General features: G+C 74.2%; 8 protein-coding genes and 1 riboswitch. Of the genes, 4 read left to right on the top strand and 4 right to left on the bottom strand.

The genetic code is table 11. The features are described 5' to 3' along the window. Positions 1 to 249: 249 nt before the first annotated feature. Positions 250 to 2,370, bottom strand: coding sequence for an asparagine synthase-related protein (locus AC0B9F_RS36465; RefSeq protein WP_472009900.1), 2,121 nt, complete (start codon positions 2,368 to 2,370; stop codon positions 250 to 252). A gap of 714 nt (positions 2,371 to 3,084) precedes the next feature. Between AC0B9F_RS36465 and AC0B9F_RS36460 the strand changes: the two genes are divergently transcribed. From AC0B9F_RS36460 to AC0B9F_RS36445, 4 genes are all read left to right on the top strand, one after another. After that, entirely contained in the window at positions 3,085 to 4,506 is a 1,422-nt protein-coding gene (locus AC0B9F_RS36460; protein WP_472009898.1) for an MFS transporter, read from the top strand. Between the two features lie 76 nt (positions 4,507 to 4,582). Further along, positions 4,583 to 5,812, top strand: a complete 1,230-nt coding sequence (gene lhgO, locus AC0B9F_RS36455; protein ID WP_472009909.1) for an L-2-hydroxyglutarate oxidase — start codon at positions 4,583 to 4,585, stop codon at positions 5,810 to 5,812. A 187-nt stretch (positions 5,813 to 5,999) separates the two neighbouring features. After that, positions 6,000 to 6,848, top strand: coding sequence for a tRNA (guanosine(46)-N7)-methyltransferase TrmB (trmB, locus tag AC0B9F_RS36450; RefSeq protein WP_472009896.1), 849 nt, complete (start codon positions 6,000 to 6,002; stop codon positions 6,846 to 6,848). Between the two features lie 50 nt (positions 6,849 to 6,898). Continuing rightward, positions 6,899 to 8,269, top strand: coding sequence for a PrsW family intramembrane metalloprotease (locus tag AC0B9F_RS36445; protein WP_472009894.1), 1,371 nt, complete (start codon positions 6,899 to 6,901; stop codon positions 8,267 to 8,269). 59 nt (positions 8,270 to 8,328) lie between these two features. Here the strand turns inward: AC0B9F_RS36445 and AC0B9F_RS36440 are convergent, their stop codons facing one another. The 3 genes from AC0B9F_RS36440 to AC0B9F_RS36430 form a co-directional block, all read right to left on the bottom strand. Continuing rightward, a complete protein-coding gene (locus tag AC0B9F_RS36440) occupies positions 8,329 to 9,273 on the bottom strand; it encodes an aldo/keto reductase (protein WP_472009892.1) in 945 nt (314 codons plus the stop codon). Between the two features lie 190 nt (positions 9,274 to 9,463). Continuing rightward, entirely contained in the window at positions 9,464 to 10,498 is a 1,035-nt protein-coding gene (locus tag AC0B9F_RS36435; protein WP_472009890.1) for a M23 family metallopeptidase, read from the bottom strand. Positions 10,499 to 10,509: 11 nt separating this feature from the next. Then, a riboswitch (cyclic di-AMP (ydaO/yuaA leader) is annotated at positions 10,510 to 10,666 on the bottom strand. A gap of 239 nt (positions 10,667 to 10,905) precedes the next feature. Further along, the gene (locus AC0B9F_RS36430) at positions 10,906 to 12,027 is read right to left on the bottom strand and encodes a PP2C family protein-serine/threonine phosphatase (RefSeq protein WP_472009908.1); all 1,122 of its coding nucleotides are present in this window, start codon (positions 12,025 to 12,027) and stop codon (positions 10,906 to 10,908) included. Positions 12,028 to 12,219 lie beyond the last annotated feature (192 nt).

Raw genomic sequence — 12,219 nt, 5'->3', positions numbered from 1 at the left:
GTGGGGGGTGTCCGCCCGCAGCGGCCGGCACCGGGCAACGGTGAGCGTGTCGGGGACGGGCGGCCGGACCGAGGACGGACACCCCCCACCCCGGCGACGACTCACAAACCGGCCGCAGGCGCGACAGCAACCGGCCACCGAACAGCAACGGGCCGCCGCAGGCACAAAAGGGGCGCGGGGAACTGCGCGATCAGCCACAACGCACCCGCAGACAAACGACGACCAGCGCCGCAGGCACAGAAGACCCCCTCACCCCCGCCCGCTCCCAATCCCCCGCACCGGCTCCACCGCCGCCCGAGGCCGCACGATCCCCGCCGGCACCGCCCGCGCCCGCGCCGGCGTCCCCGTCCAGCACGTCCCCCGGCGCGACAGCAGCCGCCCCAGCCAGAGTTCGAGGGAGACCAGGTCGGCCAGCCCGTCGAGAGGCAGAGGCTCACCCGCCACCGCCCCCCGCAGGGCCTGACGCACGACCCGCGCCTCGATCAGCCCCGCCTCCGCGAGCAGCGGAGAGTCGAACAACGCCAGCAGCGGCTCGCGGGAAACCCGCAGCCCCGCCCGCGCCGCCGCCGCGGCCGGCGCGTGGGACGGCGCCCCCCACCCGGGCGGCAGCTCACCCACCCCGGCCCCCTTGAGCACCGTGCGCAGGATGTCCGCCCGAGCCCCGGGCTGCACCCGCAGCGTCTCCGGCAGTGCCCGGCACGCCCGCACGACCTGGTTGTCGAGGAACGGCGCGTGCAGCCGCTGGCTGCGGATCTCCGCCGCCTGTTCCAGCACCCGCAGATCCGCCGCGTGCCGGGTCAGCGCGGCACGCGCGCGGTAGTCGCCCGGACGCTGTCCCGGCCCGACCCCGGACCGATGCGTCGCCCCCTGCAGGCGAACCGATACTTCAGCCAGCGCCTCCCCGGTCAGCCAGCGCGCCGCAGGCCCCGGTCTGGCCCAGGTGAGCGCCGCCAGGGACGCTCCCACGGCCCCCTGCGGCTCGTCGAGACGCCGGTCCAGCAGACGCGCGGCGAGCGCCTCCAGACCCGTGCGGTAGGGCGTGCGGGCGAGCCGCCGGGCCGCGCCGTACACGCGCGCGGGGACGAGCACCGACCCGTCCGCCTTCGCCAGCGCGGCCACCGGCCGCACCAGGTGGCGCCGCTTGCGGTCCATCAGCAGGTCGGCGAGGCGCGCGGGATGGGCGTCGAGCACCTGCCGGGCGCCGTACCCGATGAAGTGGTCGGCGCTGCCGGAGGCGAGCCGGGCCCGGTGCCGGGCGGCCGTCACCAGGGACGGCCCCGGTTCGTCCGTCAGCGGCCCGTCCAGGACGGCGTACGGCAGCACCTCCTGGCCGCCCGTGACGACGACGTGGTGCAGGCGCGGGTTGGCCGCGAGCGCGCCGGCCCGTTCCAGTTCGGCCTCCCGCCCGGGGACGGCCAGGTCGTTGAAGGTGACCGCCAGTAGCCGCTCCCCCGCCCCCGTCCCGTGTCCGAGGAGCGTGCCCGGCATCCCGGGCAGCCCGGCGGCGAGCAGCGCGAGCGTGCCGGAGGCGGAGCCGCCGGAGAGGTCGGCGCCGATGCCGGGCACGGGCATGCCGCGGGCGGCGCGGCGTTCGGCGGGCCCCATCCCGGGCACCGGGCCGGGGTCGAGGTCGGGCACGTGCCGCGGCGCGGCCATACGCGCGCGTACCGCTTCGATCAGCGCGTCGCGCACGCCGTCGACCGCACGGTCCGGGTCGGCCGCGGGCGCGGCGACGGCGAGGGAGGCGACCGGCTCGTACCCGGCGATCTCGCGGGCCCCGGCGCGCAGGATGAGCGCGTGTCCGGGAGGGATGCGGTGCACGCCCGCGTACGGCGTCGAGTCGTGCAGGGCGGCGGGGACGTCGGGGGCGGCCAGCAGGGCGGCGAGGTGACCGAAGTCGAGGTTGGCCTCGATGAGGTCGGCGAGCGGCAGCGCGGCGGTGGCATAGGCGGTGCCGCCCGCCCAGGGGGTGTGGAACACCGGGCGCGCGCCCGCGAGGTCGCCGCAGACGGTGACGCGGCGGCCGACCTTGACGACGGCCGTGTAGCTGCCGGGCCAGGCGGTCAGGTGGCGCAGGGCGCCGCCGCGGGCGGCGAGCAGCCCGACGCGCAGCTGTTCGTCACTCGCGCCGCACAGGCCGAGGACGGCGATCCGGGTCTGGTCGTCGGCTTTGACGACGCGCACCTCGTCGGGGCGCCAGTCGCCGACGGCCCACAGCGGATCGGGGTCGCCCCACAGGAGTTGGGACCCCACCGGATGCACGGTCTCGCCGTCGTACCCCGTCGCGCCCGCCGTGTGTCCGGTGGCGCCGGCGGAGCCGCTCACGGCTGCGCCCGCGGCGGTGCTGCTCCATCCCACCAACCACCGCATCGACGCCTCCACAGGCTGTGGACAAACCAGTGCACCGTACGAACGGTTCACCATGCTGCCACGAAGGACACGCCGCAGAGGTGCGACAGAGCGGCTCATGCTCCCCGGAGTGCGCCCCTGCCGATGCTGTTCGCGCCCCTGTTCGCCCCGGGCCCGGCGCCGTCGACTCCCGCGCACGGTACGGCAACTACGGCGCGAATGCGCCCCCTGTGCGCTCCTTCGCAATACCCCGTGCGCCCTCAACTGCCGTGGTAGGAGCGGAAATCAAACGGCGGGAGCTGAATCGATTTTCGGCCAAATCGGCGTTCCGGCGCGGCTGTTGGATCAGGGCCGCGCACGCTCCGTGCAGGTTCGCGCCACGGCCGGAGCGCGCGCAGTCCGGGAGGCCTGTGGGGCCTCCCGGACCGTTGCGCCGCCCGCGGGGATGAAGGCGGCGGTATCCCCCAGCCCACTGGATCCAGTACAGCGGGCCGACCCACGCAACGCCATGGAACCGCTCCCGAGATGGCCGGAGAAGAGCGCACGGGCGGGCGCACGGCCACACGTCGGGAGCGCGCCACGACACAGCGTGCACGGCCCCGCACTCCCGTGCGGACCACAATCCCGCCAACCGGAACAAAGCCCCTTAACGCTTGGAAGCCAAGGAACTACGCTGGGTTTACGAATGCCGCGCGGTTATGCCAGAGCGGCAGCCGTCTGTGTCGAGGGGTGGCCATGTCCAGGGAGCAACGCGGGCCGAACGAAAAGCTCGGCACCGTTCTCGCCCTCGCGGGAATCAGCAACGCGGGACTCGCCCGACGCGTCAACGATCTTGGCGCGCAGCGCGGGTTGACTCTTCGCTACGACAAGACGTCGGTGGCGCGCTGGGTGTCGAAGGGCATGGTGCCGCAGGGCGCCGCGCCCCACCTCATCGCCGCCGCCATCGGCCAGAAGCTGGGCCGTCCGGTGCCGCTGCACGAGATCGGCCTGGCGGACGCCGACCCCGCGCCGGAGGTGGGCCTCGCCTTCCCCAGGGACGTCGGACAGGCGGTGCGCTCGGCGACGGAGCTGTACCGGCTCGACCTCGCCGGGCGCCGGGCCGGCTCCGGCGGCATCTGGCAGTCGCTGGCCGGATCGTTCGCCGTGAGCGCGTACGCGACGCCCGCGTCACGGTGGCTGATAACCCCGGCCGACAGTTCGGTGGCGCGCGAGGCGAGCCCCGCCGAGGGCGCCGGCGCACCGCTCAAAGTCGGCCACAGCGATGTGCGCAAGCTGCGGGAGGCCGCCGAGGACGCCCGGCGGTGGGACTCCAAGTACGGCGGGGGCGACTGGCGTTCGTCGATGGTCCCGGAGTGTTTGAGGGTCGAGGCGGCGCCGCTGCTGCTCGGCTCCTACTCCGACGAGGTCGGCCGCGCCCTGTTCGGCGCGACCAGCGAACTCACCCGCCTCGCCGGGTGGATGGCCTTCGACACGGGCCAGCAGGAGGCCGCGCAGCGGTACTACATCCAGGCGCTGCGCCTGGCGCGCGCGGCGGCGGACGTGCCGCTGGGCGGATACGTCCTGGCGTCGATGTCGCTGCAGGCGACGTACCGGGGCTTCGGCGACGAGGGCGTCGACCTCGCGCAGGCCGCGCTGGAGCGCAACCGGGGCCTGGCCACGGCCCGCACCATGAGCTTCTTCCGCCTCGTCGAGGCACGCGCGCACGCGCGCGCCGGTGACGCGCAGGCCGCCGGGACGGCGCTGAAGGCCGCCGAGAGCTGGCTGGAGCGCGCCCGCCCCGGCGACAACGACCCCTCCTGGCTCGGCTTCTACTCCTACGACCGGTTCGCCGCCGACGCCGCCGAGTGCTACCGCGACCTGAAGGCGCCGCGCCAGGTGCGCCGCTTCACCGAGCAGGCGCTGTCGCAGCCCACGGAGGAGTTCGTCCGCTCGCACGGGCTGCGGCTGGTGGTCGCCGCGGTCGCCGAGCTGGAGTCGGGCAACCTCGACGCGGCCTGCGAGCAGGGGGTGCGGGCGGTCGAGGTCGCCGGACGGATCTCGTCGGCGCGCACGACGGAGTACGTGAAGGACCTGCTGCACCGGCTGGAGCCGTACGGGGACGAGCCGCGGGTGGTCGAGCTGCGCGAGCGGGCCCGCCCCCTGCTGACCACCGCCTGACCTGAGCCGGAGGCCGGCGCAGACCGGCGGGCCCGGGGCGTTTGAAGGCGTTGTCAGTGGCGCAGTGCACTATCGGATGCGGGAGGTGGTGCAGGTGCGGCAGAGGGTCGCGTACGACTGTGACGTGCTGGTGGTCGGCGGGGGCATCGTCGGGCTGTCCACCGCGTATGCGATCACGCGTGCCGCGCCGGGGACGCGGGTGACGGTGCTGGAGAAGGAGCCGGGCCCGGCCCGGCACCAGACGGGGCGCAACAGCGGCGTCATCCACAGCGGGATCTACTACAAGCCGGGCTCGCTCAAGGCGCGGTTCGCGGTGCGCGGCGCGGCGGAGATGGTCAAGTTCTGCGCGGAGTACGGCATCGCGCACGCCGTCACCGGCAAGCTGATCGTCGCCACCGACCGCGACGAGCTGCCCCGGCTGCACGCGCTCGTGCAGCGCGGCCGGGAGAACGGCATTCCGGTGCGGGAGCTGGGCGCGTCACAGATCGCCGAGTACGAGCCGGAGGTGCGCGGCCTCGCCGCGATCCATGTCGGCACGACGGGGATCTGCGATTTCGTCGGCGTCGCCCGGCAGCTCGCGGAGGCCTCCGGTGCCGACGTCCGCTACGGCGCGCGGGTGGTCCGGGTCGACCGGCGGCCGTCCCTGGGCGTCGCCGTGCGCACGGCGGACGGCGGCATCGTCCGCGCCCGCGTCCTGGTGAACTGCGCCGGCCTGTACTGCGACGAGGTGGCCCGGCTGACCGGCGACGACCCCGAGGTGCGGATCGTCCCGTTCCGCGGGGAGTACTACGAGCTGGCGCGGCCAGAGCTGGTGAAGGGCCTGGTGTATCCGGTGCCGGACCCGGCGTTCCCCTTCCTCGGGGTGCATCTGACCCGGGGCATCGACGGCGGCGTCCACGTGGGGCCCAACGCGGTGCCGGCCCTGGCCCGCGAGGGGTACGGCTGGGGAGTCGTCCGGCCGCGGGAGCTGGCGGGCACGCTGGCCTGGCCCGGGTCGTGGCGGATAGCCCGCCGCCACTGGCGGTACGGCGCGGGCGAGCTGCGGCGCTCGGTGTCCAAGGGCGCGTTCGTGGACGCGGTGCGCCGGCTGCTGCCGGCCGTGGAGGAGCAGGACCTGGTGCGGACGGAACCGGGAGTGCGCGCCCAGGCGGTGCTCCGGGACGGCACGCTGGTGGACGACTTCCTGATCCGGGAGGGGGCACGGACGGTGCATGTCCTGAACGCCCCGTCCCCGGCAGCCACGGCATCCCTGCCGATCGGACGCGAGGTGGCCCGAAGAGCGCTCGCGGCGCTCGGGGCCGGCTGAGCGGCGTCGGTACACGGCCGACGGAACTGCGGCCGACCTGGGGGCGCGGGGAACTGCGCGACCAGCCACAACGAAACCCACAGACGCCCGACGCCCCGCACCCACCCCCACGAACCAGGCCCGCACCCGCACCCACCCCCACGAACCGCGCCCGCACCCGCACCACCTCCGTACAATCGATCCCACTGTGTCTGACTCCCTCAACGCTCCCGAAACCCCCCAGCCCGCCCGCGCAGCGGATGCCGCCGATGCCGGCGGCGAGCCGGCCGCGCCCGGCGACACCCTCCGGCACGCCCGCGCCAAGGGCGAGCCGCGGTTCCCGGACGGGCCGAAGGCCGACCCTGCCGGGTCGCACTTCGAGCGGCGCATCCGCAGCTTCCAGCCGCGCCGCAGCCGGGTCACCGCCGGGCAGGCGGACGCGCTGCAGCGGCTGTGGCCCAAGTGGGGGCTGGACATCGACGGGCAGCGCGCCCTCGACCTGTCGGAGCTGTTCGGCAACGACAACCCCGTCGTGCTGGAGATCGGCTTCGGCATGGGCGAGGCCACCGCGCAGATGGCCGCCGCCGACCCCGGCACCAACATCCTCGCGGTCGACGTGCACACCCCCGGCCAGGGCAACCTGCTCAACCTCGCCGACCACCACGGCCTGTCGAACATCCGCGTCGGCAACGGCGACGCGATCATCCTGCTGCGCGAGATGCTCACCCCCGACGCGCTGGACGGCCTGCGCGTCTTCTTCCCCGACCCGTGGCCCAAGAAGCGGCACCACAAGCGCCGGCTGATCCAGCCGGAGTTCCTGACGCTCGCCGCGACGCGGCTGAAGCCGGGGGCGATCCTGCACTGCGCCACGGACTGGGAGCCGTACGCCGAGCAGATGCTCGAGGTACTCGGCGCGCACCCCGACTTCGAGAACACCCAGCCGGACGGCGGTTTCGCGCCGCGCCCCGCCTTCCGGCCGCTGACCCGCTTCGAGGGCCAGGGCCTGGACAAGGGCCACGTCGTGAACGACCTGCTCTTCCGCCGCGTTCCGCGCTGACACCGCCGTCAACGTCGCAAGCGGCGCCCTCCCTCGTTAGGGTCAATGCCGTGGCCACGAGTCCTCCGTACCCGACGTACCCCAGCGGCGCCAGCGGCGATGCGCTTCATCATCCGCACTGGTGGCAGCGCAGAGGGGTGCGGTACGGCGCGCTCATCACGCTGCTCGCCCTGTCCGGCCTGGTCATCCTCGCGCTGGTGCGCGAGCAGACCGGCACGGAGGGCTTCCTGGTCGGCCTGGGGCTCGCCGTCTTCCCCGTACCGCTGCTGATCGCCGCCTTCCGCTGGCTGGACCGGGTCGAGCCCGGCCCCTGGCGGAACGTGCTGTTCGCCCTCGCCTGGGGCGCCTGCGCGGCGGCCCTGATAGCGATCGTCGCGAACAGTTTCGCGACGAAGTGGATAGCGACGGCGACCGCGGACCCGTCCGGCGCGGACACCCTCGGCGCGACGGTGATAGCGCCGATCGTGGAGGAGTCGGCGAAGGCCGCCGCCGTCCTGCTCGTCTTCCTCTTCCGCAGACGCGACTTCACCGGGATCGTCGACGGCGTGGTGATCGCCGGCGTCACCGCCACCGGCTTCGCGTTCACCGAGAACATCCTCTACCTCGGCACCGCCTTCGGCACCGACCAGCTCACCGGCGGCCGGGGCATCGCCTCCGTCACCGCGGCGACCTTCTTCGTCCGCGTGATCATGTCGCCGTTCGCGCACCCGCTGTTCACCACGATGACCGGCATCGGCTTCGGCCTCGCCGCGCTGTCCGGCCAGGGCCGGCGCGTGCGCCGCGTCCTGCTCCCGCTGGGCGGTCTGCTGCTCGCGATGTGCATGCACGCCCTGTGGAACGGCTCGGCCTCCTTCGGCCCGTTCGGCTTCTTCGCCGTGTACGGCGGCTTCATGATGCCCGCGTTCGGGTTGCTGACCTGGCTGGTGATCTGGACCCGCCAGCGCGAGCTGCGCACGGTCCGCGAGGAGCTGCCCGCCTACGTCGCGGCCGGCTGGCTCGCGCCCGCCGAGCCGTTCGCCCTCGGCTCGATGAAGGCGCGCCGCATGGCCCGCGAGTACGCCGCCCATCACCTGGGCAAGCCGGCCGCCAAGGAGGTCGCGCGCTTCGAGGCGTACGCGACGTCCCTGGCGTTCCTGCGGCACCGGGGCCGCCGCGGCCGCGCCGGCGCCGACTTCGTCGTACGGGAAAGGGAGCTGCTGAACGAGGTGTGGCGGCTGCGGGAGCTGGCGCGTCCGGCGCTGGAGTACGCGGCCCGGGCGGCCGCGCCCCCGGTGCCGGTGATGCTGCCGTGGCCCGCGCACCCGTGGCCGGCCCCCGGGGCGGCGACGCCGCACCTGCCGTACGCCGGGGCCGGGCACATGGGCCACGCAGGGTACGCGGCGCAGCCGGCGTACCCCGCGTACAACCCCTACCGGTCGTAGAGAGGCCACGCGCCACCGAAGCCACGGCGGGCGTCACCGAGGGCACGGGCGGGCGTCGGTCAGGCCGACGCCTGCGTGAGCCGCGCCAGTTCCGCCTCCGTCAGGGTCAGGTCCGCCACGCCGAGCAGCGCCGGGAGCTGGTCCGTGGTGCGGGCCGAGGCGAGGGGGGCGGCGACGGTCGGCTGCGCGGCGAGCCAGGCGAGCGCGACCGTGGCGACGGGGGCCTCGTGGGCCCGCGCGATCTCGTCCAGGGCGGTGAGGACGTCACGTCCGCGCTCGGACCGCAGGTGCTGCGCGGCGCCGCCCGCCCGCGGGCTGTCCACCGTCGTGCCGGGGCGGTACTTGCCGGTGAGGAAGCCGGAGGCCAGCGCGTAGTACGGGACGGCGGCGAGGCCGGCGCGGGCGGCGACGTCCTGGAGGTCGCCCTCGTAGGTGTCGCGGGAGACCAGGTTGTAGTGCGGCTGGAGCGCCACGTAGCGGGCGAGGCCCTCGCGGTCGGAGAACTCCAGGGAGGCCCGCAGGCGCTCGGCGGAGATGTTGGACGCGGCGATGTGGCGGACCTTGCCGGCCTTCACCAGCTCGTCCAGGGCGCCGATGATCTCCTCGACCGGCACCTCGGGCTTGTCGAAGTGGGTGTAGTAGAGGTCGATGCGGTCGGTGTCCAGGCGGCGCAGGGAGGCGTCGGCGGCGGCCTTGATGGTGGCGGCGGACAGGCCCTGGTACTCGGGGTGCTGGCTGACCTTGGTCGCGATGACGACGTCGTCGCGGTTGCCGCGGGCCCTGACCCACTTGCCGATGATCGTCTCGGACTCCCCGCCCCGGTTGCCCTCGACCCAGGCGGAGTAGGAGTCGGCGGTGTCGATGAAGTTGCCGCCGGCGGCGGCGTAGGCGTCGAGGACGGCGAAGGACGTCGTCTCGTCGGCGGTCCAGCCGAAGACGTTGCCGCCGAGAGCGAGCGGGAAGACCTCGAGGTCGGACGTACCGAGCTTGCGGAGAGCAGTCATGCTCTGCGTCAACGCCCCGGCAGGGCAGACCCATTCCGGACCGGCCCATTCCGGACCGACCCATTCCGCTCGGAAACCAGCACGGTGTGAACAGCACCGCTGGGCGGCAGCACGTGAGACAGCGACCGGCAGCCCTGACGTCGGGGGGGATGCCGTCAGGACCGCCGGGGATCAGGGGTGGCGCACGAGGTCAGGGGGTGAGGCCCTTGCCCTGCAGCCACGCCATCGGGTCGATGCCGGAGGCCTGCCCGTCGGGGTGCACCTCAAGGTGCAGGTGCGGCCCGGTGACGTTGCCGGTGGCGCCCACGCGGCCGATGACGTCGCCGGTGGCGACCTTCTGCCCGACGCTGACGCTGATCGACGACTGGTGGCAGAACCACAGCTCGGTGCCGTCGTCGAGGGTGAGGATCGTGCGGTAGCCGTAGGAGCCGGCCCAGCCCGCCTCCGTGATGGTGCCGCTGTGGATGGCCTTGATCAGCGTGCCGGTGGGGGCGGCGAAGTCGAGGCCGGTGTGGTACCCGGAGGACCACATCGAGCCGGCCTGCCCGAAGCGGGAGGTGAGGGTGTACGAGGAGGTCGGCAGCGTGAACTGCTTGGCGAGCTGGGCGAGGCGCTCGGCCTCGGCCTTCTGCTTCGCCTCCTGCTCCGCCTTCTCCTTCGCGGCGGCGGCCTTGGCGGCGGCCTCCTTCGCGGCCCGCGCGGCGGTCTCGGCGGCCTGCCGGGTGACGGCGGCCTCGGCGGCGGCCTGCGCCTTGACGTCGACCTGGACCTGCTGCGACTCGGCCTGAGCCATGATCCGGTTGCGCAGCGCCTCACCGGCGTCGGTGGTGTGCTGCCCGTCATTCTCGGAGGCGACGCCGATGTCGCTGAGCGGGGTGGCGGAGCCCTGCGGCCCGGCGTCCGCGTGGTCGGAGATCAGCGAGCCGACCGAGGGCAGATCGGGCAGGGAGATGGACACCGGCGGCTTGCCGGTCTGCGCGCTGGCCATGCCGCCCGCGCCGACGGCGGCGATGACGCCGACGCCGAGGACGGTGGAGCTGCGGGCGAGTCCGCCGCGCTGCTTGGCGACGCGGTGCCGGCCACGGACGGGACGGACGGAGTCCTCGGTGGGGTTCCACTCCTCCCACGGGCCCTCGTCGGTGCGGTGTCCGCCGTAGACAAGGGCCTCGGGGCCCTGCTGACTCGGCACGAACGGGGCTGTCGGGGCAGGCTGGTTGGACGCCACGCGGGCGTACTCCTTTCCTTCCGTCTCGCCTACCGGGTTAGCTGACGGGTTCGGAGCAGGAAGGTCTCCTACGCGCGTATACCGGCCGTCGGACGACGGCGGCTGACGCGAGATTCACCCCAAGGTGGTGGTTCCCCGGTTCCCTACGGGATTCGGCGCGTGAGCACGGAGCCGCCTCTCGTGACGGCTGGGACGACCGCGCTGCGTTATCGAACGTTAATAGACCCGGAGGTCGGATTCCAAGCCGTTCGGCTTGATCATTAACATTCCTGGCCAGGACTTACACGCCACGACCGCCGCAAAAGGGGCAGTTGACCGCCTCTCAGGCGTCACGTCCAAAACCTCGTTTTGATGATGGTGCGTCAATTGTTATGCGCAGGGCGGTCATCCGCTCACGCATGGTGACCTCACGGACGGCGTACGGCGAGCAGCGCCATGTCGTCGGCCATCCCGCCGCCAGAGTGCCGGCGCACCTCCTTCGCGACGGCGGCCAGCAACGCGCCGGGCGCGGTGACGACCCGTCCGGCGAGCCGCGCCTCGACGTCGTAGAAGCGGCCGTGGCGGTCGCGGCTCTCGGAGAGGCCGTCGGTGTACAGCAGCAGCGTGGCCCCGCCGGGGAAGACGGCCTCCTCCGCGCGGTCGGGCCACGGGCCCAGCTCGCTCATGCCGAGCGGCAGCGCGGGTTCGGCGGGCAGCAGCGTGCGCAGGGTGCCGTCGGCGTACAGCAGCACCGGTGGCGGATGACCGCGGTTGACGACGCGGACGACACCGTCGCCGTGCGGGAGTTCGGCGAGGACGGCGGTGGTGAACCCCTCGAACGCGTCCAGGCCCTCGCGCCGGGCGCCCTCGCGGCTCAGGGCCTGCTCCAGCCGCTCGGCGACCGCCTCCAGCGTGGCCTCCTGCTCGGCGGCCTCGCGGAACGCGCCGATGACCACGGCCACGGCGGCCACCGCGCCCATGCCCTTGCCGCGCACGTCCCCGACGATCAGCCGGACGCCGTGCGGGCTGTCCTGCACGGCGTACAGATCGCCGCCGATGAACGCGTCGGCGCGGGCGGCCTCGTAGCAGGCGGCGATCTGGAACCCGCCGATCCGCTCGGCGGGTTCGGGAAGTACGGCGCGCTGGGCGGCCTCGGCGACCTCGCGCGCGGAGGCGAGCTGCTCGCTGCTGCGGCGCGCGAGGGCGTTGATGAGGACGGCCAGGACGGCGACCGTGGCGACGGTCACCAGCTCGGTGACGGCGTCCGTGTGCCAGACGATGCCCATCGTCAGGTGCAGACCGAGCATGACGGCGACGGCGGCGAGCCCGGTGAGCAGCGTGCCGCGGCGGCTGTAGAGCGGGGCGGCGACCAGGGGCGCGGCGGTGAAGAAGGGGGCCGCGGTGAAGTCGGACGGCGTGCAGTAGTCGTAGACCGCGCCGGCCGCGATGAGCAGCACCGGCAGGATCCGTACGAAGGCCCGCGCGGCGGAGATCCTCCGGCCCTCCGTGGGCCGCGGCTCGCCGCCGTCCCCGGGCCCGGGGTCCGGCACCGGGCCGCCCGCCGGCCGCACGGCGGCGCGGGGACCGGACCCGAGGCCGAGGGCGGAGGCGCGTGCGTCGGCCTCCGGGGCGGCCCCGGCGCCGGGCGCCCACCCGTCGGCCGGGGAGCCCTCCCCGGCCTCGGGGACGTACCTCTCGGCGCCGGGGTACGGCCCGTCGTCCGTCGCGTCACCAGGCCGCAC

The sequence above is a fragment of the Streptomyces sp. NPDC097129 genome, from assembly GCF_055668065.1.
Note: the sequence above shows the minus strand (reverse complement) of the source record. Positions and strands in the feature narration are given on the sequence as shown.

Coding starts and splice junctions, on each gene's coding strand:
- AC0B9F_RS36465 (WP_472009900.1), bottom strand. CDS start 2,370: ATGCGGTGGTTGGTGGGATGGAGCAGCACCGCCGCGGGCGCAGCCGTG.
- AC0B9F_RS36460 (WP_472009898.1), top strand. CDS start 3,085: ATGTCCAGGGAGCAACGCGGGCCGAACGAAAAGCTCGGCACCGTTCTC.
- lhgO (WP_472009909.1), top strand. CDS start 4,583: ATGCGGGAGGTGGTGCAGGTGCGGCAGAGGGTCGCGTACGACTGTGAC.
- AC0B9F_RS36440 (WP_472009892.1), bottom strand. CDS start 9,273: ATGACTGCTCTCCGCAAGCTCGGTACGTCCGACCTCGAGGTCTTCCCG.